This is a genomic window from Cedecea sp. NFIX57, assembly GCF_900177785.1.
Taxonomy (GTDB): domain Bacteria; phylum Pseudomonadota; class Gammaproteobacteria; order Enterobacterales; family Enterobacteriaceae; genus Cedecea; species Cedecea neteri_C.
Genome location: NZ_FXAS01000016.1, coordinates 62247 through 85914, shown reverse-complemented (window position 1 = coordinate 85914; position 23668 = coordinate 62247). Strand labels below are relative to the sequence as shown.

Genomic DNA, 23668 nt, shown 5'->3' with positions numbered 1-23668 from the left:
AACTGTCGAATCGGCAGCTTTTCGGCATGTTTTCGTCAAAAATGACGATTGTCACCTGAGGAAGAACTGGTGAACCGTTTTGTAATCGCTGACTCAAAATTGTGTATGGGCTGCCATACCTGCGAAGCGGCCTGCGCTGAAACGCACCGCCTGCACGGCCTGCAGTCCATGCCTCGTCTGAAGGTCATGCGCAACCTGAATGAATCTGCGCCGCAGATGTGCCATCACTGCGAGGACGCCCCCTGCGCCGGGGTTTGCCCGGTCAACGCGATAACCCGCGTGGACGGCGCTGTGCAGCTGAATGAAAGCCTGTGCGTAAGCTGCAAACTTTGCGGTATCGCCTGCCCCTTCGGCGCCATTGAATTTTCCGGCAGCCGCCCGCTGCATATTCCCGCCAACGTGAACAGCCCGAAAGCGCCACCTGCGCCTCCGGCCCCGGCTCGCGTCAGCCCGCTGCTGGACTGGGTTCCCGGCGTTCGCGCTATCGCGGTGAAATGCGATCTGTGTAGCTTCGACGAAAGCGGCCCGGCCTGCATTCGCACCTGCCCGACCAAGGCGCTGCGGCTGATCGACAACAAAGACATCGCCCAGGCCAGCAAGCGCAAACGTGAACTGACGCTTGGCGCGTCGCTCGGCGACTTGACCCTGTTTACCCAGCCAGAGGCGAGAAAATGAATGCTTTTTTACTGATTCACTGGGCGCTTTTGGGATTTGTCACCAGCGCTGTGTTGGCCGGCGTTCTGGCATTTTCAAAGCCCGTTAGCGGCTTTATCGGCGGTATTGGCGGTGCAATCAGCGCCGTACTTTTGCTGATTGCGGGCGTGCAAGCGCTGCTGGGCTTCAGCGGCGATGCGCAAATTTGGCACTGGCACCTGCAGCTCAACGCTTTTAACGGCGTCTGGCTGGTGACGGTGGCGATTAGCGGCCTATTTATTTCCGTCTATAACTGCGCCTGGCATCGCCATCCTGCGGTAAAAGCCAACGGCCTGCTGATTAACTTAATCCTGGCGGCAAGCGTGGCTGCGCTGGTGGCTGACAACTTTGTCACCCTGGTAGCGATGGCAGAAATTATCTCCCTGGCGGGGTATTTTCTCACCGGCTGCCAGAAGTCCGGGCAGCTGTGGTTTGCGCTTGGCCGCCTCGGCACCGTGCTGCTGGTCATCGCCTGCTGGCTGCTGTGGCAGCGCTACGGCACCCTGGGCTATGGCGATCTGCGTCATCTCCTCAACGGCGCGCCGCTGCCGGCTCCGGTACTGATCCTCGCGCTGCTCGGTTTCGGGCTGCTTGCCGGGATTATTCCGCTGCACGGCTGGGTGCCGCAGGCGCATGCGAATGCCTCCGCGCCAGCCGCCGCGCTGTTCTCCGCCGTGGTGTTGAAGATCGGCCTCTACGGCATCATGAGCTTCTCGCTTATCAGTAATACGCTGCCGCTGTGGTGGGGCGTGCTGGTGGTGGTGGTTGGCATGATTACCGCGTTTATCGGCGGGCTTTATGCGCTGATGGAGCACAACATCAACCGCCTGCTGGCTTATCACTCCCTTGAGAACATCGGCATTATTTTGCTGGGTCTGGGCTGCGGCCTGATCGGTATCGCGCTGCATGAGCCGGTACTGGTGGCGCTGGGCATGACCGGCGGCCTTTATCATCTGTTCAACCATAGCCTGTTTAAAACCACGCTGTTCCTCGGCGCAGGCGCGGTGTGGTTCCGCACCGGTCATCGGGATATTGAGAAGCTGGGCGGGATCGGTAAACGCATGCCGGTTATTTCGTTGGCGATGCTGGTCGGGCTGATGGCGATGGCCGCGCTGCCGCCGCTGAACGGCTTTGCCGGGGAATGGGTCATCTATCAGTCCTTCTTCCGTCTCGGCAGCCTGCCGCTGTTTGTGGGCCGCTTTATCGGGCCGCTGCTGGCCGTGGGGCTGGCAATCACCGGCGCGCTGGCGGTGATGTGCATGGCGAAAGTGTATGGCGTCACCTTCCTCGGCGCGCCCCGTACTCAGCAAGCGGAAAACGCGACCTCTGCGCCGTGGCTAATGAACGTCTCCGTCGCCCTGCTTGCCGCGTGCTGCGTGGTTGCCGGGGTTGCTGCCCCATGGCTGCTGCCTCTGCTTCAGCACGCCGTACCGTTGCCTCTGCAACCGGCGCATACCGCCGTGTCTCAGCCGATGATAACGCTGCTGCTGATCGCCTCTCCGCTGCTGCCGTTTATTTTGATGATCGTTTTCCGCGGTGACCGTTTGCCAAACCGCTCTCGTGGCTCGGCCTGGGTCTGCGGCTACGACCACGAACAGGCGATGGTGATCACCGCGACGGGCTTTGCCCAGCCGGTAAAAGCGGCGTTTGCGCCTTTGCTTAAGCTTCGCCAAACCCTGAACCCGGTGAAGTGGATCCCTGGCTGGCAGTGCGAGTGCCTGTCCGGCACGTTCCGCCGCTTTGCGATGGTTGAGCTGGCGGTCTTACTGGTGGCGATGGTTGCCTGAGGAACTGATATGACTACGTTTTTATTCGCTCTTATCCAGGCGCTGGCGCTGTTTTTTGCCGCCCCATTGCTGGCCGGGATTACCCGCGTGACGCGCGCCCGCCTGCATAATCGCCGTGGCCCCGGCGTGCTGCAGGAATACCGGGATCTGCTCAAGCTGCTGGGCCGCCAGAGCGTGGCCCCTGCCGCCTCTGGCTGGGTTTTCCGTCTGATGCCGTTTGTGATGGTGGGCGTGATGCTCACCATCGCCACCGCTTTGCCGGTGGTGACGATTGCCTCGCCGCTGCCGTCATTAGGTGACCTGATCACCCTAATTTACCTGTTCGCCATCGCCCGCTTCTTCTTCGCCATCGCCGGGTTAGACACCGGCAGCCCGTTCACCGGCATTGGCGCGAGCCGTGAAGCCATGCTGGGTGTGCTGGTTGAGCCGATTTTGCTGCTTGGCCTGTGGGTTGCCGCGCAGGTGGCCGGCAGCACGCACATCAGAAATATCGCCGGGGCCATTCACGCCTGGCCGACGGCGCAAAGCCTGACGCTGATTCTGGCCTTCGCGGCCTGCGCTTTCGCCACCTTCATTGAAATGGGCAAGCTGCCGTTTGACCTCGCCGAAGCCGAGCAGGAGCTGCAGGAAGGGCCGTTGTCCGAATACAGCGGCGCGGGCTTTGCAGTGCTGAAGTGGGGCATTTCCCTTAAGCAACTGGTTGTGCTGCAAATGTTTGTTGGCGTGTTCCTGCCCTGGGGGCAAATGAGCGCCTTTAGCTGGGGTGGGCTTGTCCTCGCCCTGGTACTGGCCATTGTGAAGCTGGTGGCGGGCGTGCTGATTATCGCGCTGTTCGAAAACAGCATGGCGCGCCTGCGGATGCTTGAAACCTCGCGCATTACCTGGGCCGGTTTTGGCTTTGCCTTTTTAGCCTTCGTCTCCTTGCTGGCGGCGTGATTTAAGAGAACCTATCGATGTCTGAAGAAAAAATTGGTCAACACTATCTCGCCGCGCTGCATCAGCAATTCCCGAATGCGGTGATCGACGAAGCCTGGCAGACCAAAGACCAAATCACCGTCACCGTGAAGCTCAATATGCTGCCGGAGGTGGTGGAGTGGCTTTACTACCAGCAGGGCGGCTGGCTTTCGGTGCTGTTTGGCAACGATGAGCGCCAGCTGTGCGGCAGCTATGCGGTGTATTACGTTCTGTCGATGGAAAGCGGCGTGAAGTGCTGGATCACCGTGCGTGTGGAAGTGGACGCCGACAAGCCGGAGTTCCCGTCCGTTACGCCTCGCGTGCCTGCTGCCGTTTGGGGTGAGCGTGAAGTCCGTGACATGTACGGCCTGCAGCCGGTTGGCTTGCCCGATGAGCGTCGCCTGGTGCTGCCGGATGACTGGCCGGACGATCTCTATCCGCTGCGTAAAGACAGCATGGATTACCGCCAGCGCCCCGCGCCAACCACCGACAAAGAGACCTACGAGTTCATTAACGAACTGGGCACCAAAAAGAACAACGTGGTGCCGATTGGCCCGCTGCACGTCACTTCTGATGAACCCGGCCACTTCCGCCTGTTCGTTGATGGCGAAAACATTATCGACGCCGACTACCGCCTGTTCTACGTCCACCGCGGCATGGAAAAGCTGGCGGAAACCCGCATGGGCTACAACGAAGTCACCTTCCTGTCCGACCGCGTGTGCGGCATCTGCGGCTTCGCCCACAGCACTGCCTATACCACCTCGGTGGAAAACGCGATGGGGATTGTGGTGCCGGAGCGCGCGCAGATGATTCGCGCCATCCTGCTGGAGGTTGAGCGCCTGCACAGCCACCTGCTGAATCTTGGCCTGGCCTGCCACTTTGTCGGCTTCGACTCCGGCTTTATGCAGTTCTTCCGGGTGCGTGAAATGTCGATGAAGATGGCGGAGATCCTGACCGGGGCGCGCAAAACCTATGGCCTGAACCTGATCGGCGGTATTCGCCGCGACCTGCTGAAAGACGACATGATCCAGACTCGTCAGCTCGCCCAGCAAATGCGGCGGGAAGTGCAAGATCTGGTGGATATTCTGCTGAGCACGCCGAACATCGAGCAGCGCACTGTCGGCATTGGCCGCCTTGACCCGCAAATCGCCCGTGATTTCAGCAACGTCGGCCCAATGGTGCGCGCCAGCGGCCACGCCCGCGATACCCGCGCCGATCACCCGTTTGTGGGTTACGGTCTGCTGCCGATGGAAGTGCACAGCCTCGACGGCTGCGACGTGCTTTCGCGCCTGAAAGTGCGCATCAATGAAGTCTTTACCGCGCTGAACATGATTGATTTCGGTCTGGATAACCTGCCGGGCGGCCCGCTCGCCGTGGAAGGTTTTACCTACATTCCAAACCGCTTTGCCCTGGGCTTCTCAGAGGCACCGCGCGGGGACGATATTCACTGGAGCATGACCGGCGACAACCAGAAGCTGTACCGCTGGCGCTGTCGCGCGGCGACGTATGCCAACTGGCCAACCCTGCGCTATATGCTGCGCGGCAATACGGTGTCGGACGCGCCGCTGATTATCGGCAGCCTTGATCCTTGCTACTCCTGTACCGACCGCATGACGGTGGTGGACGTGCGCAAGAAGAAAAGCCAGGTGGTGCCGTACAAAGAGCTGGAGCGCTACAGCATTGAGCGCACCAATTCGCCGCTGAAATGATTTTGGTGTTTGGTCGGTGACTGACCCTCACCCCGGCCCTCTCTCTGGAAGGGATAGGGGGAAAACCGGCTTCGATCTGTCTCTCGCTTCTTATGGGAGTAGGTGGAATCGTACTCGATCTGTCTCCTCTCCCCTCAGGGGAGAGGGTTAGGGTGAGGGGTTGTTCTAAGACCAGGCAAACAAGGAAAACGCATGTTTAACTTCATCAAAAAAGCCATCAAGGGCGGCGTGGCAACCGAGTCTTACCCTCTCCAGCCCATTGCCGTCGACCCGAATTTTCGCGGCAAGCCCGAGCACAACCCACAGCAATGTATTGGCTGTGCAGCCTGCGTGAACGCCTGCCCGTCCAACGCCCTGAGCGTTGAGACCGATCTTGCAGCTGGCCAACTGCAGTGGAGCTTTAACCTCGGACGCTGCATCTTCTGCGGGCGCTGCGAAGAGGTTTGCCCGACGGCTGCCATCAAGCTCTCACAGCAGTACGAGCTGGCGGTGTGGAACAAAGCCGACTTCCTGCAGCAGGCCAGCTTCCCGCTGTGCAACTGTCGCGAATGTGGCCGCCCGTTTGCCGTGCAAAAAGAGATCGACTACGCCATTGCGCTGCTTGAGCACAACGGCGATTCCCGCGCGGAAAGCCGCCGTGGGGCATTTGAAACCTGCCCGGACTGCAAGCGCCAGCAAAGCCTGGTGTCGTCCGACCGGATCGACTTTAGCCGTCAGATGAGAGAGGCCAGCTAATGAGTAACCTACTGGGGCCGCGCGACCACAACGGCATTCCGGTGCCGATGACGGTGGACGAATCTATCGCCAGCATGAAGGCATCTCTGCTGAAAAACATCAAACGCTCCGCCTACGTTTACCGCGTGGACTGCGGCGGCTGTAACGGTTGTGAAATCGAGATTTTTGCTACGCTTTCGCCACTTTTCGACGCAGAACGCTTTGGGATCAAGGTTGTTCCTTCCCCGCGCCATGCCGATATTTTGCTGTTTACCGGGGCGGTGACTCGCGCGATGCGTTCCCCGGCGCTGCGTGCCTGGGAGTCGGCGCCCGATCCTAAAATCTGCATCTCTTACGGCGCCTGCGGCAACAGCGGCGGGATCTTCCACGACCTTTACTGCGTTTGGGGCGGGACCGACAAAATCGTGCCGGTCGATGTTTACATCCCCGGTTGCCCGCCAACGCCTGCCGCCACGCTGTACGGCTTCGCGATGGCGCTTGGCCTGCTGGAACAAAAAATCTATGCGCGCCCGGCAAGCGAGCTGGACGTTGAGCCGGCAAAAATCCTCCACCCGGATATGGTTCAGCCGCTGCGTGTGCGCATTGACCGCGCCGCTCGCCGCCTGGCCGGTTACCGCTATGGCCGCCAGATTGCCGACAGCTACATGACTAACCTGACGACCGGGGGCGACGCCGTTCAGCAGTGGCTGAGCGCGGAAAACGACCCACGCCTGACGGAAATCGTCACTAACCTTGAGCAACTGGTTCATCAGGAGCGCGTGTAATGAGTGAGTCGGTGGTGTTCTGTCAGCTCAGCCGCAAGTTTGTCGATGAGAACGACAACACCCCGGCTGACGCTCAGCAGGTGGTCTATTACAGTCTGGCGATTGGCCACCATTTAGGGGTGATCGACTGCCTGAAAGAGAGCCTTGTTTGCCCGCTGGAAGCCTATCAGGCGTGGATTGCCACGCTTGAAGCTGACGGCGAGGCCTGGCGCAAAATGAACGGCGTGCCGCACTATGGCGAAATCGTGATTGACCAGAACCACGTGGTGATGCTGGCCCGGGCGCTGGATGCCGCTAAGCCGACGCAGACCCCGGAACAGCAAGCCTGGAGCCAGGCGCTGCTCGACATGCTGCAGGCTATTCAACAAGAACCCGCCATCTACCTGATGGTAAGGAGACGTTATGACTAAGGTACTGCTTTGCGTAGGCAACAGCATGATGGGCGACGACGGGGCAGGCCCGCTGCTGGCGGAGAAGTGCCAGACTTCTCCGCAGGGCGACTGGGTGGTGATTGACGGCGGCAGCGCGCCTGAAAACGACGTGGTTGCTATCCGCGAACTCCGCCCGGAATTGCTGCTGATTGTGGATGCCACCGACATGATGCTTAACCCCGGAGAGATCCGCGTCATTGACCCGGACGACATCGCCGAGATGTTTATGATGACTACCCACAATATGCCGCTTAATTATCTGGTCGATCAGCTGAAAGAGGACGTGGGGGAAGTGGTGTTCCTCGGCATTCAGCCGGATATTGTCGGCTTTTACTACCCGATGACGGAGGCGGTGAAAGCGGCGGTGGAGCAGGTTTATCAGCGGCTGGCGACGTGGACGGGTTTTGGCGGGTATGAGCCCCTCACGATTTCAGAGAGCGAAACGTCTTTCTAGTCTTTCCCCTCACCCTAACCCTCTCCCCGTGGGGGAGAGGGGATCAGAACGGCAGTACTACTTTTCCCCTGCTTACAGGGGAGAAAGGGCCTGATTCTTTTCCCGTGCTTACATGTGAGAAAGAGCCCGATTCTTTTCCCCCTCTCCCTTCCAGGGAGAGGGCCGGGGTGAGGGTCATTAATGACTACTGTTACCAAAATGACATCGTCAAAAGTGTCGAATATCCCTCTTACCTCTCGTCAAACCCGCTAACCACGCGGCCTGCAAACCTGGCACGTTTTATGAATAACCCCACGCAATAACACACTTATTGCAGGAGTTCATGATGAACCGCTTCATCATTGCCGATTCGAGCAAATGCATCGGCTGCCGCACTTGTGAGGTGGCGTGCGTGGTCTCTCACCAGGAGAACCAGGACTGTTCGGCGCTGACCCCACAAACCTTCTTGCCACGTATTCACGTCATCAAAGGCGTGAATGTCTCTACCGCCACCATGTGCCGCCAGTGTGAGGACGCGCCCTGCGCCAACGTCTGCCCTAACGGCGCCATCAGTCGTGACCAGGGCTTTGTACACGTCATGCAGGAACGCTGCATCGGCTGCAAAACCTGCGTCGTTGCCTGCCCTTATGGCGCGATGGAGGTCGTCGTGCGGCCTGTCATTCGCAACAGCGGAGCCGGGCTGAACGTGATGGCGGAAAAAGCCGAGGCCAACAAATGTGACCTTTGCTACCACCGCGAGGCTGGACCGGCCTGCCTGGAAGCCTGCCCGACCAATGCCATCCTGTGCGTGGACCGTAACGGGCTGGAACAAATGAGCGCGGAAAAACGTCGCCGCGCCGCGTTAGATGCCCCTGCGGCGCTGACTTTCTAATCCCTTTGCATTTCAACTTTTAACAGGTCTGTTACTGATGAAAAAAATTACCAGCGTCTGCCCTTATTGCGGGGCCGGCTGCAAACTGAAACTGGTCGTTGAGAACAACCAAATTATTCGTGCCGAAGCGGCCGGAGGCGTGACTAACCAGAACGAACTCTGCCTGAAAGGCTACTACGGCTGGGATTTTCTTAACGACACCAAGCTGCTGACCCCACGCCTGACGCAGCCAATGATCCGCTACGAGAAGGGCGGCAAGCTGCAGCCGGTAAGCTGGGAAGAGGCGATTAGCTATACCGCTGCGCGCCTGAAGGCGATCAAAGAGCAGTTCGGCCCCAGCGCCATTATGACTACCGGTTCTTCACGCGGAACGGGGAACGAAACCAACTTTGTGATGCAGAAATTCGCCCGTGCGGTGCTGAACACCAACAACGTCGACTGTTGCGCCCGCGTGTGCCACGGCCCTTCAGTTGCAGGGCTGCAGGCAACGCTGGGTAACGGGGCGATGAGCAACTCCATCGGCGATATCGAAAACTCCAAATGCCTGCTGGTGGTGGGCTACAACTGCGCCGATTCGCACCCTATCGTGGCTCGCCGGGTGATTAAAGCCAAAAGCAACGGCGCGAAAATCATTGTCTGCGACCCGCGCCGCATCGAAACCGCCCGCATTGCCGACCAGCATCTGCAAATCAAAAACGGCTGCAACATGGCGCTGGTGAACGCCTTTGGCTATGTCCTGCTGGAAGAGCAGCTGTACGACAAAGAGTACGTCGCCAAATATGCAGAAGGGCTTGATGCCTACCGCGAAACCGTGAAGGAGTACGCGCCGGAGGACGTCGAGCATTTAACCGGTATTCCGGCTCAGCAGGTTCGCCAGGCGATGCGCACCTTCGCCGCAGCGCCCTCCGCCACCATCATGTGGGGCATGGGCGTAACTCAGTTCGGCCAGGCGGTGGACGTGGTCAAAGGGCTGTCCAGCCTGGCGCTGCTCACCGGTAACCTGGGCCGTGAAAACGTCGGCGTTGGCCCGGTTCGTGGCCAGAACAATGTGCAGGGTGCCTGCGACATGGGCGTACTGCCTAACCAGTTCCCCGGCTACCAGGATGTGGTTGATCCCGAGGTGCGCGCGAAGTTTGCCAAAGCCTGGGGCATTGACCCGGCGGTGATGGATGACAAAGTTGGCGTGCGCATTACCGAAGTGCCGCACCTGGCGATAGAGGGCAAGGTCAAAGCCTACTACATCATGGGCGAAGATCCGCTCCAGACCGAAGCGGACCTGGGCCTGGTGCGCAAAGGATTTGAGGCGCTCGACTTTGTGGTGGTGCAGGACATCTTCATGACCAAAACTGCCGAAGTTGCAGACGTGCTGCTGCCCGCTACGTCCTGGGGCGAACACGGCGGCGTCTTTACCTGTGCCGACCGGGGCTTCCAGCGTTTCGAGAAAGCCATTGAGCCGAAGTACAACGTGAAGCGCGACTGGGAAATCATCAGCCTGCTTGCGACGGCGATGGGCTATCCAATGCACTACGAAAACAATCAGCAAATCTGGGATGAGCTGCGCGAGCTGTGCCCGCTGTTTTACGGCGTCACCTACGAAAAAATGGGCGATATGGGACATGTGCAGTGGCCTTGCCCGACGCTGGACCACCCCGGCACGCCGTATCTCTACAAAGAGAGCAAATTCGACACGCCGAGCGGCAAAGGCCAGCTGTTTGCCGCCGCGTGGCGTGCACCCGCCGAAGTGCCTGACGACAGCTATCCGCTGGTGCTGTGCACCGTCCGCGAAGTCGGGCACTACTCCTGCCGCTCGATGACCGGCAACTGCGCCGCGCTGCAAACCCTCGCCGATGAACCCGGTTTTGTGCAAATCAACCCGCTGGATGCGGACGCGCTGGGCATTAAAGATCGGCAATTGGTCTGGGTAAGTTCGCGCCGCGGCAAGGTTATCAGCCGCGCGGACGTGAACGAGCGCATCAACAAAGGCTCCGTCTACATGACTTATCAATGGTGGATTGGCGCCTGTAATGAGCTGACGCAGGACAATCTTGACCCGATCTCCAAAACGCCGGAAACCAAATATTGCGCGGTGAACGTTAGCGCGATTGAGGATCAGGCGTGGGCGGAGAACTATGCGCAAACGACCTACAACAGCATGAAAGCGTGGCTGCGCGAGGCGGTGGAAGCGTGATTTTTACCCTCACCCAAGATGGAGGAATCGTGAAGTCTGAACTCGATTTGTCCCCTCGCCCCTCTGGGGAGAGGGTTAGGGTGAGGGGCACCCAGCTCCGCATACGTGGCAAAGTCCAGGGCGTCGGCTTCCGCCCCTTTGTCTGGCAAATCGCGCAGCGGCTGAAGCTGGTGGGCGATGTCTGCAACGATAGCGAGGGCGTTGTGGTTCGTCTGGCCGTCAGCCCGGAAGCGTTTCTGAGCGAACTGTACGAACATTGCCCGCCGCTGGCGCGCATCGACAGCGTGGCGCAGCAGCCTATGACCTGGAACGTTTTGCCCCAGGACTTTAGCATTCGCCACAGCGGCAGCGGCGCGATGGACACCCAAATCGTGCCGGATGCCGCCACCTGCACGGAATGCCTGCGTGAGCTTAACGATCCGACCGACCGCCGCTACCGCTACCCGTTTATCAACTGCACCCACTGTGGGCCGCGCTTCACCATCATCCGGGCGATGCCTTATGACCGCCCGTCCACGGTGATGGCGGCGTTTCCGCTCTGTGCCGCCTGCGATGAAGAATATCGCAATCCGATGGACAGGCGTTTTCACGCTCAGCCGGTAGCCTGCCCGGACTGCGGGCCGCAGATCTACTGGCAGCAAGGCGCGCAACGACTGGACGGCGAACAGGCGATCGGACAAGCCGTTGCCGCGCTGCACGAAGGCAAAATTGTGGCGGTTAAAGGTTTGGGCGGTTTTCATCTTGCCGTGGATACCCGTAACAATGCCGCTGTTGAACGTCTCCGGGCGCGTAAACAGCGACCAGCCAAACCGCTGGCGGTGATGATTGCCACGACCGAAGGGCTGCCTGATGAGGCCGTGGCGCTGCTTTCAACGTCCGCAGCACCGGTGGTGCTGGTGGCAAGCGACTGTTTGCAGGGGCTGAGCGCTGCCGTGGCGCCGGGGCGAAACGAAACCGGCGTAATGCTGCCTGCTAACCCGCTCCAGCATCTGCTGGTACAGGATTTCGGTGGCCCGCTGGTGATGACCTCCGGGAACCTGAACGGCAGGCCACCGGCTATCGACAACGCTCAGGCACTTCAGGATTTGGGCGATATTGCCGACGGTTTTCTGCTGCATAACCGCGACATTCTTCAGCGCATGGACGACTCGGTGATGCGAGCCAGCGGTGAAATACTGCGCCGTGCGCGAGGCTTTGTGCCGGATGCGCTTCCTTTGCCTGCTGGCTTTAAAGATTTGCCGCCGATTCTGGCGTTGGGGGGCGATCTCAAGAATACCTTCTGTCTGGTTCGCGGCGGGCAGGCGGTGCTGAGCCAGCATTTTGGCGATCTGGCTCAGGAGGGCGTGGAGGCCCAATGGCAAAGTGCGCTGGCGCTGATGAGCGAGATCTACGGCTTTAAGGCGGAGCATGTCGCGCTCGACGCACATCCTTGCTACCGCAGCGCGCAGGTGGGGCATGACATGGCGCTTCCTGTTACCGAAGTGCTGCATCATCACGCTCACGTGGCGGCCTGCCTGGCTGAGCACGGCTGGCCGCTGAATGGCGGCAACGTACTTGCCCTTGCGCTGGACGGCATTGGCTATGGCGAGGCTGGCCAGCTTTGGGGCGGCGAATGTCTGCTGGTGAATTACCGGCGCTGCGTGCACCTTGGCGGGCTGCCTGCCGTGGCGTTGCCGGGGGGAGACCTGGCCGCCGTGCAACCGTGGCGTAACCTGCTGGCCCAGTGTGAGGCGTTTGTGCCCGGCTGGCAGCGTTATCCCGAAACGGAAGCGGTGCGGGCGCAGGCGTGGCGACCGCTGGCGAAAGCAGTAGCTCGCGGAGTTAATGCCCCACTGGCCTCCTCCTGCGGGCGGCTGTTTGATGCCGTTGCCGCCGCACTCAACTGCGCGCCTTACCAACAAAGCTATGAAGGTGAAGCGGCCTGTCGCCTTGAAGCCCTGGCGCTGGACGCTGGCTCATGCTCGCACCCTGTCACTCTGCCGTTGGTGAACGGTCATCTCGACCTGGCGGCCTTCTGGCGGCAATGGTTTGGCTGGCAGGGTGAGGCCGGAGCGCGGGCCTGGGCGTTTCACGATGCCCTGGCGAAAGGCCTTGCAGCGCTGGTTCGCCATCATGCCTTGCTCACCGGCGTGACCACCGTGGCCTGCGGCGGCGGCGTACTGCACAACCGCCTGCTGCGCGAGCGCCTGGCGTTCTACCTCTCCGATTTTACAACTCTCTTCCCGACGCGGCTTCCGGCCGGTGACGGGGCGCTTTCCCTGGGGCAGGCAGTGGTTGCCGCTGCCCGCTATTTGAATCACCACAAGGATAAAAAAGATGTTAATGCGTGTTCTTCGTGACAACCCGCGCGCCGGTCTGCTGCTGGCGGTTTTAGTGGCGGCTAACTTTGCCGCCTGGGCCTGGGCGCTGGCGGCGTTTAACCACAGCTCGGCGCTGATGGCGGCCAGCCTGCTGGCCTGGTGCTACGGCCTGCGCCACGCGGTGGATGCCGACCATATCGCCGCGATTGATAACGTCACCCGCAAAATGATGCAGCAGGGCAAGCGCCCGTTTGGCGTGGGAGCCTGGTTCTCGCTGGGCCACTCCAGCATTGTGATTCTGGCTTCTGTCGCCATTGCAGCCACGGCGGCAGCCTTCCAGCAAAAAATGGACTGGTTTCACGACGTTGGCGGCGTGATCGGCACCGCCGTGTCGGCCTGCTTCCTGTTGGCGATGGCGCTGGTCAACCTGGTTATCTTGCGTGGCGTGTGGCGCAACTTCCGCCAGCTTAAACGCGGTGAACCACTGGCTGCAGATGCGACGGAACTGACCGGCGGCGGCATGATGAGCTGGCTGTTTAACTCTGTTTTCCGCCTGATCGGCAAAAGCTGGCACATGTACCTGGTCGGCTTCCTGTTCGGCCTCGGCTTTGACACCGCCACCGAGATTGGCGTGTTGGGCATTTCTGCTGCCAGTGCTTCCAGCGGCATGTCTATCTGGTCGATTCTGGTGTTCCCGGCGCTGTTTGCCAGCGGCATGGCGCTGGTGGATACCCTCGACAACGTGATTATGGTGGGCGCTTACGGCTGGGCGTTTAACAAACCGCAGCGCAAGCTCTACTACAACATGACGATTACCGGCACTTCCGTGGTGGTGGCGCTGTTTATCGGCGGGCTTGAAGCGCTGGGCCTGCTGGCAGACAAATTCCAGCTTGAGGGCGGGATCTGGCAGTGGGTTGGCGCGCTCAACGATAACCTCGGCAACGCCGGATTCGTTGTGGTCGGGCTGTTTATCGCCTGCTGGGGGATTTCAATGCTGAACTACCGCTGGAAAGGCTATGATGCTTTAGTGGTGAGATAAAAAAACGGGGCATTACGCCCCGTTTTACATTGTTACTCGGCTTCCGCCCAGGCTCGCTCAATCTCTTCGGCCAGGATTTTCACCCCCGCCTCGATCTTTTCCGGCTCCGGCACATAGTTCATACGCATGCACTGGTGCGTGTGCGGCCACGGCTTGTCCAGCCCCGGGAAGAAGTAATCGCCCGGCACCATCAGCACGCCGCGCTTTTTCAGGCGCTGGTACAGCAGCTCGGTGGTAATCGGCAGGTCTTTAAACCACAGCCAGAGGAAAATAGCGCCTTCCGGTTTGTGGATCAGGCAGCGTTCCGGCGACAGATAGCGGCGGATCACGGCGATAGTCTCATGCACGCGCTGGTAGTAGAACGGCTTGATAACCGTTTCAGAGAGGCGCAGCAGATCGTTCCGCTTAATCATTTCGCAGGCCATGGCCGGGCCAATGCCGCCCGGCGCCAGGCTGATGATGCCGTTCATGTTGCTGATGGCTGAGATGATTTTCTCGTTAGCGATAATGATCCCGCAGCGGCTGCCCGGCAGGCCGAGTTTGGACAGGCTCATGCACAGGATGATGTTCGGGTTCCACAGCGGGCGGGCTTCGCTAAAGATGATGCCGGGGAACGGCACGCCGTAGGCGTTATCGATCACCAGCGGAATGCCGTGCTGGTTCGCCAGCGCGTCCAGCTTCATCAGCTCTTCGTCGGTGATCACGTTGCCGGTCGGGTTCGTCGGGCGCGAGACGCAGATCATGCCGGTATCTTCGCCGATATGCAGGTGCTCGAAGTCAACGTGGTACTTAAACTGGCCTTCCGGCAGCAGTTCGATGTTCGGACGGGTGGAGACAAACAGCTCCTCTTCCAGCCCGGCATCCGCGTAGCCGATGTACTCTGGCGCCAGCGGGAAAAGCACCTTTTTGGTGCGGCCATCCGCATGACGTCCGGCGAAAAGGTTAAACAAGTAGAAAAACGCGCTCTGACTGCCGTTTGTTAGTGCAATATTCTGTGGTTCGATGTCCCAACCCAGTTCATCACGCAGCATACCGGCAAGCAATTTTAGCAGTTCACTTTTCCCCTGCGGACCGTCGTAGTTGCATAGCGTGTCGGTCAGTTTACCGCTGGCCAGCATCTCGGAAAGCAGTTGCTGGAAGTAGTCGTTCATCGCCGGGATCTGCGCAGGGTTGCCGCCGCCAAGCATGATGGCGCCTGGCGTGCGCAGGCCGTCGTTGAGATCCTCCATCAGGCGGGTGATGCCTGCATGGCGGGTGAATTTGTCGCCGAAAAGTGAAAACGTCATAACGTGGGTCTGCTGAATACTTTTGAAAAGAGGCTAACCATAGCGCTACAAATAACGCCGTGCAAACCTGGTAAGCATAGCCACTGTTGGTGAATATGCTGTGTGATTTGTGCTGTGCAGCAGGATGTGTTGAAGCCGGGAGCTCTTTTCATGGATGTGGCGTTATTACCCTCACCCTAACCCTCTCCCTGGGAGGGAGAGGGGATGAATAATTACCTTGCCGTTTCTTTTCTCCCTCGCCCCTCTGGGGAGAGGGCCGGGGTGAGGGGCTTTAACGCCTACGGATTGCCCGCCCACACCACCATCACCTTGTCATCCCCGATGACCCGGCTAAAGGCATAGCCCTGTTTTACGCTCAAGGTGGTTTGTTTTCCTGCACCAATAGCCTGGTGACGGGCGCGGAACTGGCTCAGCTTCTGCCAGTGGGCAAGCGTTGCGGCCTGTTTGCCGGTGGCATCCTGCCAGTTCATGTCCGAGCGGGTGCCCTGCAGCGGGTCAGAGCCCGTGGGGCCAAACGGCCTTTGGGTTTCATCCCCGTAGAATATTTGCACCGCGCCTGGCGTGAGCAGCAACAGCTCCGCCGCTTTTTGTCCGCCCTCCCGGAACAGGCGGGTATCGTGGGAGGAAAGGTAGCTCAGCACGTTGAATTGCTGAAGTTTGTCAGACATTTGCTGCCAGGTCGGGTCAATCGTCGCCAGGCAATCCACCGCTTTGGCCGCCTGTTCCTGATAGTCGAAGTTGATCATCGCGTCGAAGCCGCTGGCGTAGTAATCGCTTTTCATCACGCCGTGTCCCCAGGCTTCGCCCGTCATCCAGAACGGCGCATCGTCGATTTTTTTGTCCGGGTTGGCCTGCTTCCATTCGGCCAATGCCGCGCTGGACTGTGTTTTTAATTGCTGCCAGGCCGCTTTTTCGACGTGTTTTGCCGTATCGACCCTGAAGCCATCAATGCCGTAGTCACGTACCCACTGACTTAGCCAATGAGTCAGGTAATCGCGAACCGTGTAGCCCGGTATCGCCTTCGCGGCGGTATCCGGCTTATGGCTGTAAAACACCGGTAATTTTGCCGGAGCGGTCGCTTCGGTTTTCAAATCGGGCAGGAAGGCGAGCGACATGGTTAAGTCGTCAAAGCCGGGATTGTCGTAATCGCCAATATCCGTTCTGATCCAGGCCTTGCCCCACCACTTATCCCATGCAGTTTTGTCGCTGAAGTTGATGTAATCGTTAAAGCTGTGCCAGCTTTGGCCGGGCGCTGGCTTCCAGTCAGTCCAGCGCTCGCCGAGGGTTTTTTTAAGCTCATCGCCTTTGAGATAGAGGGCGCCAAACTGGTACGCCTGCATGTCGGCAAGCGTCGCGTATCCGGTGTGATTCATCACGACGTCAAACAGAATGCGGATCCCGCGCTGATGGGCTTCATCCACCAGTCGACGGAGATCGGCTTCGTTGCCCATGTTGGCATCAAGCTTCGTCCAGTCCTGGGTGTAATAGCCGTGGTAGGCGTAATGCGGGAAATCGCCTTTGGTGCCGCCGCCCACCCAGCCGTGAATTTGCTCCAGCGGGGAGCTTATCCAGAGCGCGTTAACGCCAAGCTGCTGCAGGTAATCCAGTTTACTGGCCAGCCCGGCGAGATCGCCGCCGTGGAAGGTGCCAATCTCCTGCATGCCGTCGTTATGGCGGCCATAGCTGTGGTCGTTCGCCGGGTTGCCGTTTTCAAAACGGTCGGTGAGAACAAAATAAACCGTCGCATTCTGCCAGCTAAACGGGGCTGGCTTCTCCACGGCGGCGGACTCCAGCAGCAATAAACCGCCGCTTCCGGCCGCGGGCTTCAGCGTGATGTGGCCTTGTTTTACCGTTGCCGTATTCCCGCTGTAGAAATCCCGCACTATCGCCCCCTCAGCAAAAGTGCTGCTGACATCGACGCTGAGCGGTTTTCCATCCCATTTCGGGCACTGCGCCACCGCTTGCTGAGGCTGACTGCTTATCTCTGGCTGAAGGCTCAGCATCAGCGTTGGTGTCCCGCTGCGGGTATCTATTTGCGCCTGGTACTCTCCGGCGCGGAAAACCCGCCAAGTCGGGGCATCCCCGGCGCAGGGCGTCAGGGACAGAACCTGATTAAGTTTGATGGCCTCTGAGGGCTGCCAGCATTGATTATCCTGTGTCAGCCTGAGGGGAAGGGTACTTTTATCAAGGTGTGTTGCGCTGGTAAACAGGCCTGGATTTGTGGCCTGAAAAGGAGAAAGCCCCGGCGCGTTCCAGCCCGCATAGGCAAGGCAGGGCGTGAACAACAGGCAGAGAGAAAGTCGTTTCATACGCATCATCCAGTGGGGATTTATTGCGCAGTTTGCCATCCCCCGCCGAACATTCGCTCATCCTGCCCATGCGTTTTGCAGGGTGTAGCCGCCGGGGTGAGTGACGGCGTTAACGTTTTTATTTGTTCGTTAACCAGTGGCCGAAGTGGGCGCTCAGCGTGTTGCGGGTGGCGAGCAGCTCATCGATCGTTTTGGTGAGTCTGGCGTTCAGGGTTTCGCACTGCTCAAAGCTGTAATGGTTCTCTGCTCGCAGGTTCTCGAGTTTTTCATGCAGGAGCGTCACTTCCGCTTCCGCTTTGTAGCGCGCTTCCTGCTGGGTTTTTATCAGTTCGTCGGCGGCTTCCAGCCGCTGATGTAGCTCGGCTTTTTCCCGCTGATGGGTCTCCTGCAGCCCGGAGCCGGATTCTTTCTGGCGGTTCAGCAGGCTTTTAAGCTCATCAATTTCGCGCTGCATTACGCTGCGCACCAGGGCGGATTCTTTCAGGTGCATTTCCTGGCTGATATTCAGCGCTTTCTGGAGCTCTGTGACCTGTTTTTCATAGCGTTGCAGACGGGCAGTCGTTTCGACGGTGTCGCCCTGAGCGGAGCGCTGTTGGGCTTCTCGTAGCTGGGCAAGCAGGCTGGTGGAGAGAGACTCTGCTTCTCTCAGGCGACGGAGGGTTTCTGGCGAGTCCTGATAAACCGTTTTGGTTTGCGGCGGCTTTTCACTGATGCGCACGAGATTAACGTTGACTAATGCCGCGCTAACCTCGGCCTGAATTTGCTCTTTATTATGCAATTTCATGCGGTTGCATGCGCTGGCAAGGAAGCTGGCGGCTTCGTTGGCGTTCGCCGTTGCAAAGGCTTTTTTTATCAGGTTCTGCACCAGGCTCATGTTGCCAGTTTTCCTGTATCAAATGTTATTTGAGCGCCTCAACCCCGGTCGTTTCGCCGTCAGGCTATTGCCGCCGCCACCTTAAAAATATAACCAATAATCTCACTCTCTAAACGCGGGAATCATTCTTCACAGTACATTTTTTTGCTGTGCCACGAAGTGTGATTAAGCCCCGAATTTTACAATACTTTTTACCACCATAAGAAGTTCATAGGTGACATTGTTTCGGAATAGTACTATTTCTAAACGTGCTCTGAGCGGTTAATTTTGATATAATTCGCCTCTATTTTTCTAAAACCTTTTAAAAAATAAGGCACTGGAAACGATCGATCCGACCAGGAGAGCTAATGATATCACCCCCATTCCGACGATTCGGGGCCGCGATACTCATGTTGCTGACCGTGGGCTTTTCAAGTCACGCGCTCGCCAGTAAACATGAGCCTAAATCGCACAGCAAGGCCCATATAACGAAAGTAAGCAGCAAGAAAGCGGTAAGCAGTAAACTGGCAAGTAGTAAAAAAGAGTATTCTCGCAATAGTGAAAATGGTTCGCTTCCTGATTTGCGAAAATACCCTTCCGGGACACCAAGGAAAAAAGCGTTTCTCCGGACGGTCATGCCATATATTACCCGCCAAAATGCAGCGATAACTGCCGACCGTAACTGGTTGATTTCAAAGCAGTACGAAAAGCGCTGGTCGCCGACTGAGCGTGCACGTCTGAAAGAAATCACCCAGCGGTACAAGGTGGCGTGGCGCGGTAACACTAACCGCGTGCCGTGGAACAGCCTGCTGGAAAAAGTCGATATCATTCCTACCAATATGGTGGCGACGATGGCGGCGGCGGAAAGTGGCTGGGGCACGTCAAAACTAGCCCGCAGCAACAACAACCTGTTTGGCATGAAGTGCACCAAGCGCCATTGCAACAGTGAGCCGGGTAAAGTGAAAGGCTACCTGCATTACGGCTCTGTGAATGAAGGCGTGAATGCTTACGTCGCTAACCTGAATACCCATCCGGCCTATTCTTCATTCCGTAAAGAGCGCGCCAAGTTGCGTAAAGCGGATCAGGAAGTGACGGCTAATAATATGATTCACAAGCTGAAAGGGTATTCGGCGAAAGGCTCAAGCTATAATAACTTCCTGTTCGCGATGTATCAGAGCAACCAGCGTTTAATGCTGCCGAATTAATTCTGCTCCCATTCGTACATGTATATTAATGCCCTCTTCGGAGGGCATTGTTATTTAGAGGTTTAAACTAAAATTTCGCTAAAGCGATCGCGGTGTTCTTTAGGCGTGGCGTCATACTCTTTTTTAAATACCGAATAGAAATATTGTAAAGACGGATAGCCGCACATCTGTGATATTTCATTGATAGATAAAGAAGTTGAAATCAGCAGGCTGCGCGCTTTTTCCAGTTTTTCGGCGTGGATCACCGCGTGAATCGTCTCGCCGACCTCTTCTTTAAAACGTTTCTCCAGGTTTGAACGCGAGATCCCGACCGCATCCAGCACTTGTTCGACTTTAATTCCCTTACAGGCGTGATTGCGAATGTAGTGCATCGCCTGGATTACCGCCGGGTCATGCAGCGAGCGATAATCTGTGGAGCGGCGTTCCACAACCCTCACCGGCGGCACAAGCACGCGCTGGAGAGGCAGGATTTCGCTGTCCAGCAGGCGATGCAGCAATTTGGCGGCCTGATAGCCCATCTGACGCGTACCCTGTGCCACTGACGAAAGCGCAACCCGCGATAAATAGCGGGTCAGCTCCTCGTTATCGATGCCGATCACGCAAAGCTTTTCCGGGACGGGGATATGCAGATGTTCGCAGACCTGCAGCAGGTGGCGGGCTCGGGCGTCCGTGACCGCAATAATGCCGGTTTGCGGCGGTAGCGTTTGTACCCAGTCTGCCAGGCGATTTTGGGCGTGCTGCCAGTTTTCTGGCGCTGTTTCGATTCCCTGATAAACCACGCCCCGGTACTTTTCCTTCGCAACCAACTGACGAAAAGCGTGCTCGCGCTCGACGGCCCAGCGTTTGCCGCTCGAGCCGGGCAACCCATAAAACGCAAAACGCTGCACGCCTTTCTCTTTCAGATGCAGGAAGGCGCTTTCCACCAGCGCGTGGTTGTCTGTCGCGATGTAATGCACTGCGGGGTAGTGCTCCGGCGTGTGGTAGGAGCCACCGACGCCGACAATCGGGACTTCGGCACCTTCCAGTAAGTGTTCAATCTCCCGATCGTCAAAATCGGCAATCACGCCGTCGCCCAGCCACTCTTTGATATTATCAATGCGGGCGCGAAAATCCTCTTCGATAAAAATATCCCATTCTGACTGAGAGGCCTGCAAATATTCCCCCACACCTTCGACGACCTGGCGGTCGTAGACTTTATTGGCGTTAAACAACAGCGTGATGCGATGACGTTTCTCAAACATGCCGATAGTTTCCCGTAGCTAACCTGATGTCTGCATATCACAGCCGCGAGCGTGCCGGGGAACGCCACCCCGGCATTGTGATCGTTTGCACGTTTTACCCGCCAGGCCTGTTAAGCCCGGCGTTTGGTCGCAGAATCCATCCATACCGCGAGCAGCAAAATGGCGCCTTTCACGATGTACTGCCAGAAGGTCGGGACGTCCATCATGCTCATGCCGTTGTCCAAAGAGGCCATAATAAACGCCCCCATCACCGCACCGGCGACGCTGCCTATACCGCCTGCCAGGCTGGTTCCACCAATGACGCAAGCGGCGATAGCATCCAGTTCGGCGATATTCCCTGCGGAAGGTGAGCCGGCCCCGAGGCGCGAGCTAAGAATTAACCCGGCAATCGCCACCATCAGGCCGTTTATCGCAAACACGGCGAGCTTAGTACGTTCGACATTTATTCCCGAAAGGCGCGCGGCATCAATATTGCCGCCGATGGCGTAAATGCGGCGGCCAAACGCAGTTCGGGTGGCCATAAACATCCCGGCGAGCAGCAGCAAAGCAAGGAGCAGTACCGGCGTCGGGACGCCTCGATAGTCGTTCAGCAGCCAGATAGCGCCGAGCACGACCACTGCAGTGATTGCCTGACGGCCAACCAAGCCTCCCGATGCCGGCGCGGCAAGGCCGAGAGCCTGGCGACGCATACGCAGCCGCCACTGCCAGGCAATAAATGCCATCAACCCGAGAACGCCAACGGTAAAACCAATGCCGTCTGATAAATAGCTTTGCCCTATTTGCGACATGGCCCCACTGGTCGGTGACACGGTTGTACCATTGGTGATGCCGATAAGAATGCCGCGAAATGCCAGCATGCCCGCGAGCGTGACGATAAACGAAGGCACTTTGCGATAGGCAACCCACCACCCGTTCCATGCCCCGAGAACCAGCCCCAGGGCCAGCGTGACAACAATCGTGAGTGGCAAAGGCCAGCCTAGCCAGACGTCAAAAATGGCCGCCACGCCGCCCAGAAGCCCCATCATTGAGCCAACCGAGAGGTCTATTTCAGCCGAAATAATGACGAACACCATGCCCACCGCGAGGATGCCGGTAATAGCCGTTTGCCGAAGCAGGTTGGAGACGTTGCGGGCGCTCAGGTAAGCACCGTCCGTCTGCCAGGTAAAGAACAACATGATGACGGCAATCGCGGCAATCATGACAAAAACCTGCAGGTTCAGCGATTTTAATGCCCCAGCGGGAGCACGGCCTGGTGCCGTCAGTTTCATTTCAGACAAATTGCTTTTCGACATGGGGGTCACTCCTCAGGGCGGCTTCCATGACCTTTTCCTGGGTCAGATTATGGTTAATCAAATCGGCTTTTATGCGGCCTTCGTGCATCACCAGCACGCGATCGCTCAGGCCGAGCACTTCGGGGAGTTCAGAGGAGATGACGATGACGGCTATCCCCTGCTGCACCAGTTGATTGATAAGTTTGTAGATTTCGTACTTCGCGCCAATGTCGATGCCTCGCGTGGGTTCGTCGAGTATCAGGATGCGCGGATTGAGCAACAGGCAGCGGGCAAGAATCGCTTTCTGCTGGTTCCCTCCGCTCAGGCGGCCAATCGCCAGGTTAGGTGATGATGTTTTGACTTTCAGGCGTTTCAGCGACTGCAGCATGCATTGCTGTTCTTGTGCTTCATCCAGGCTGCTTAAGGCCCCCGAAAACTGACTTAATGCGGCAAGCGTGATGTTTTGCCCCACGGCCATGACCGGTACGATACCGTCTTTCTTACGGTCTTCCGGCACCATGGCGATACCGTGAGCGATAGCCTGCTGGCAGTTATTGATACTGACCTGCTGCCCATCGATGTAGATTTCGCCTTCCCAGCGCCCCTGCCAGACACCAAACAGGCACTGCACCGCCTCGGTTCTTCCTGCGCCGACCAGCCCGGCAATACCCAAAATTTCCCCCTTTCGCAGAGAAAACGAGGCATCGTTGACTCGCTTGATGTGCCGGTTGACCGGGTGCCATGCGGTCAGGTGTTCGACGCGCAGGATCTCATCACCGGTTTGGTGGGGTTCGCTTGGGTACAGTGCGGTCAGCTCCCGGCCAACCATCATGGTGATGATATCGTCCTCGCTCATCTGCTTAGCTTCGCGAGTGCCAATGGGCTGCCCGTCGCGAATCACGCAGATGGTGTCGGAAATGGCTTTCACCTCATTGAGCTTGTGGGAGATATAAATACAGGCGATGCCGTGCGCCTGCAGATCGCGAATTATCCCGAGCAGCACGGCGGTTTCCTGCTCGGTGAGCGAGGCGGTGGGTTCGTCCAGCACCAGTAGCCTGACCTGCTTGTTCAGCGCCTTCGCGATCTCCACTAACTGCTGCTGCCCCAACCCCAAATCCCCCACGCGTGTTTCCGGGGAGAGCGTCAGGTTCACCTGGGCAAGCAACTTTTGGCAGCGTAATGTCATGGCATCGAAGTCGAGCAGGCCGCGATGTGTAATCTCTACGCCAAGAAAGATGTTTTCCAGCACCGTAAGGTGCTTCACTAGCGCCAGTTCCTGATGAATGATGGCGATGCCTTTACGTTCTGTGTCGCGAATATGGTTTGCCTGCAGCGGCTCACCGGCAAACCAGATCTCGCCCTCATAGCTGCCGTGAGGGTAAATACCGCACAGCACTTTCATTAGCGTGGATTTACCTGAGCCATTTTCACCGCATAGCGACATCACTTCTCCAGCTTCCAGAACCAGGCTTACGTTATCCACGGCTTTCACCGGCCCAAAGGATTTGGTGATGTTTTTCATTTCCAACAAATGAGGCATAAGGCTCCTCCTGGTGAAAGAGAAGGCCTGCATATGCG

Annotated in this window: 19 protein-coding genes; 13 read left to right on the top strand and 6 right to left on the bottom strand. The window is 58.1% G+C overall.

The window, feature by feature from the left end; translation table 11 throughout:
* Positions 1-69 precede the first annotated feature (69 nt).
* From B9Y90_RS15275 to B9Y90_RS15220, 12 genes are all read left to right on the top strand, one after another.
* The gene (locus B9Y90_RS15275; protein ID WP_039289057.1) at positions 70-675 is read left to right on the top strand and encodes a 4Fe-4S dicluster domain-containing protein; all 606 of its coding nucleotides are present in this window, start codon (positions 70-72) and stop codon (positions 673-675) included.
* Positions 672-2480: a formate hydrogenlyase subunit 3 gene (hycC, locus tag B9Y90_RS15270; protein WP_085541732.1), complete on the top strand. Its 1809-nt coding sequence runs from the start codon at positions 672-674 to the stop codon at positions 2478-2480. The genes B9Y90_RS15275 and hycC overlap by 4 nt, the downstream gene beginning before the upstream one ends.
* Positions 2481-2489: 9 nt before the next feature.
* Positions 2490-3416 (top strand): respiratory chain complex I subunit 1 family protein, encoded by a 927-nt coding sequence (locus B9Y90_RS15265; RefSeq protein ID WP_085541731.1) that lies wholly within the window; start codon positions 2490-2492, stop codon positions 3414-3416.
* Between the two features lie 17 nt (positions 3417-3433).
* A complete protein-coding gene (locus tag B9Y90_RS15260; RefSeq protein ID WP_085541730.1) occupies positions 3434-5143 on the top strand; it encodes a hydrogenase large subunit in 1710 nt (569 codons plus the stop codon).
* Between the two features lie 192 nt (positions 5144-5335).
* Complete coding sequence (locus B9Y90_RS15255) at positions 5336-5878, top strand: formate hydrogenlyase complex iron-sulfur subunit (RefSeq protein WP_038477388.1); 543 nt, start codon at positions 5336-5338, stop codon at positions 5876-5878.
* The gene (locus B9Y90_RS15250) at positions 5878-6642 is read left to right on the top strand and encodes an NADH-quinone oxidoreductase subunit B family protein (RefSeq protein WP_085541729.1); all 765 of its coding nucleotides are present in this window, start codon (positions 5878-5880) and stop codon (positions 6640-6642) included. The genes B9Y90_RS15255 and B9Y90_RS15250 overlap by 1 nt, the downstream gene beginning before the upstream one ends.
* A complete protein-coding gene (locus tag B9Y90_RS15245; protein WP_085541728.1) occupies positions 6642-7052 on the top strand; it encodes a formate hydrogenlyase maturation HycH family protein in 411 nt (136 codons plus the stop codon). The genes B9Y90_RS15250 and B9Y90_RS15245 overlap by 1 nt, the downstream gene beginning before the upstream one ends.
* Complete coding sequence (gene hycI / locus B9Y90_RS15240; RefSeq protein ID WP_085541727.1) at positions 7045-7527, top strand: hydrogenase maturation peptidase HycI; 483 nt, start codon at positions 7045-7047, stop codon at positions 7525-7527. Before B9Y90_RS15245 ends, hycI begins: the two co-directional genes overlap by 8 nt.
* A 325-nt stretch (positions 7528-7852) precedes the next feature.
* Positions 7853-8398 carry an electron transport protein HydN gene (gene hydN, locus B9Y90_RS15235; protein ID WP_085541726.1) on the top strand — a complete coding sequence of 182 codons (546 nt, stop codon included), beginning with the start codon at positions 7853-7855 and terminating at the stop codon, positions 8396-8398.
* A gap of 37 nt (positions 8399-8435) precedes the next feature.
* The gene (gene fdhF, locus B9Y90_RS15230) at positions 8436-10586 is read left to right on the top strand and encodes a formate dehydrogenase subunit alpha (RefSeq protein ID WP_085541725.1); all 2151 of its coding nucleotides are present in this window, start codon (positions 8436-8438) and stop codon (positions 10584-10586) included.
* Positions 10587-10666: 80 nt separating this feature from the next.
* Entirely contained in the window at positions 10667-12925 is a 2259-nt protein-coding gene (hypF, locus tag B9Y90_RS15225; protein WP_085541724.1) for a carbamoyltransferase HypF, read from the top strand.
* Complete coding sequence (locus tag B9Y90_RS15220) at positions 12903-13925, top strand: HoxN/HupN/NixA family nickel/cobalt transporter (protein WP_085541723.1); 1023 nt, start codon at positions 12903-12905, stop codon at positions 13923-13925. The genes hypF and B9Y90_RS15220 overlap by 23 nt, the downstream gene beginning before the upstream one ends.
* Before the next feature lie 32 nt (positions 13926-13957).
* Here B9Y90_RS15220 and avtA read toward each other — a convergent pair whose 3' ends face one another.
* The 3 genes from avtA to B9Y90_RS15205 all read right to left on the bottom strand — a co-directional run bounded on the left by avtA (position 13958) and on the right by B9Y90_RS15205 (position 18394).
* Positions 13958-15211, bottom strand: coding sequence for a valine--pyruvate transaminase (avtA, locus tag B9Y90_RS15215; protein WP_039289038.1), 1254 nt, complete (start codon positions 15209-15211; stop codon positions 13958-13960).
* Positions 15212-15489: 278 nt separating this feature from the next.
* Positions 15490-17520, bottom strand: coding sequence for an alpha-amylase (locus tag B9Y90_RS15210; protein ID WP_085541722.1), 2031 nt, complete (start codon positions 17518-17520; stop codon positions 15490-15492).
* Between the two features lie 118 nt (positions 17521-17638).
* Positions 17639-18394: a hypothetical protein gene (locus B9Y90_RS15205; protein WP_085541721.1), complete on the bottom strand. Its 756-nt coding sequence runs from the start codon at positions 18392-18394 to the stop codon at positions 17639-17641.
* A gap of 347 nt (positions 18395-18741) precedes the next feature.
* Here B9Y90_RS15205 and B9Y90_RS15200 point away from each other — a divergent pair, with 347 nt between their 5' ends.
* Positions 18742-19578 (top strand): protein bax, encoded by an 837-nt coding sequence (locus B9Y90_RS15200; RefSeq protein ID WP_008457665.1) that lies wholly within the window; start codon positions 18742-18744, stop codon positions 19576-19578.
* 62 nt (positions 19579-19640) lie between these two features.
* Here the strand turns inward: B9Y90_RS15200 and xylR are convergent, their stop codons facing one another.
* The 3 genes from xylR to B9Y90_RS15185 all read right to left on the bottom strand — a co-directional run bounded on the left by xylR (position 19641) and on the right by B9Y90_RS15185 (position 23630).
* Positions 19641-20819, bottom strand: coding sequence for a D-xylose utilization transcriptional activator XylR (gene xylR / locus B9Y90_RS15195; protein WP_085541720.1), 1179 nt, complete (start codon positions 20817-20819; stop codon positions 19641-19643).
* A gap of 110 nt (positions 20820-20929) precedes the next feature.
* Positions 20930-22111, bottom strand: coding sequence for a xylose ABC transporter permease XylH (xylH, locus tag B9Y90_RS15190; protein WP_085541719.1), 1182 nt, complete (start codon positions 22109-22111; stop codon positions 20930-20932).
* On the bottom strand, positions 22089-23630 hold the full coding sequence (locus B9Y90_RS15185; protein WP_085541718.1) for a xylose ABC transporter ATP-binding protein: 1542 nt from the start codon (positions 23628-23630) through the stop codon (positions 22089-22091). Before B9Y90_RS15185 ends, xylH begins: the two co-directional genes overlap by 23 nt.
* Between the last annotated feature and the right edge of the window lie 38 nt (positions 23631-23668).

Coding starts and splice junctions, on each gene's coding strand:
- xylR (WP_085541720.1), bottom strand. CDS start 20,819: ATGTTTGAGAAACGTCATCGCATCACGCTGTTGTTTAACGCCAATAAA.
- B9Y90_RS15205 (WP_085541721.1), bottom strand. CDS start 18,394: ATGAGCCTGGTGCAGAACCTGATAAAAAAAGCCTTTGCAACGGCGAAC.
- B9Y90_RS15265 (WP_085541731.1), top strand. CDS start 2,490: ATGACTACGTTTTTATTCGCTCTTATCCAGGCGCTGGCGCTGTTTTTT.
- B9Y90_RS15250 (WP_085541729.1), top strand. CDS start 5,878: ATGAGTAACCTACTGGGGCCGCGCGACCACAACGGCATTCCGGTGCCG.
- B9Y90_RS15220 (WP_085541723.1), top strand. CDS start 12,903: ATGTTAATGCGTGTTCTTCGTGACAACCCGCGCGCCGGTCTGCTGCTG.
- B9Y90_RS15255 (WP_038477388.1), top strand. CDS start 5,336: ATGTTTAACTTCATCAAAAAAGCCATCAAGGGCGGCGTGGCAACCGAG.
- hydN (WP_085541726.1), top strand. CDS start 7,853: ATGAACCGCTTCATCATTGCCGATTCGAGCAAATGCATCGGCTGCCGC.
- B9Y90_RS15245 (WP_085541728.1), top strand. CDS start 6,642: ATGAGTGAGTCGGTGGTGTTCTGTCAGCTCAGCCGCAAGTTTGTCGAT.
- B9Y90_RS15210 (WP_085541722.1), bottom strand. CDS start 17,520: ATGAAACGACTTTCTCTCTGCCTGTTGTTCACGCCCTGCCTTGCCTAT.
- hycI (WP_085541727.1), top strand. CDS start 7,045: ATGACTAAGGTACTGCTTTGCGTAGGCAACAGCATGATGGGCGACGAC.
- B9Y90_RS15185 (WP_085541718.1), bottom strand. CDS start 23,630: ATGCCTCATTTGTTGGAAATGAAAAACATCACCAAATCCTTTGGGCCG.
- avtA (WP_039289038.1), bottom strand. CDS start 15,211: ATGACGTTTTCACTTTTCGGCGACAAATTCACCCGCCATGCAGGCATC.
- fdhF (WP_085541725.1), top strand. CDS start 8,436: ATGAAAAAAATTACCAGCGTCTGCCCTTATTGCGGGGCCGGCTGCAAA.
- hycC (WP_085541732.1), top strand. CDS start 672: ATGAATGCTTTTTTACTGATTCACTGGGCGCTTTTGGGATTTGTCACC.
- xylH (WP_085541719.1), bottom strand. CDS start 22,111: ATGTCGAAAAGCAATTTGTCTGAAATGAAACTGACGGCACCAGGCCGT.
- B9Y90_RS15200 (WP_008457665.1), top strand. CDS start 18,742: ATGATATCACCCCCATTCCGACGATTCGGGGCCGCGATACTCATGTTG.
- B9Y90_RS15260 (WP_085541730.1), top strand. CDS start 3,434: ATGTCTGAAGAAAAAATTGGTCAACACTATCTCGCCGCGCTGCATCAG.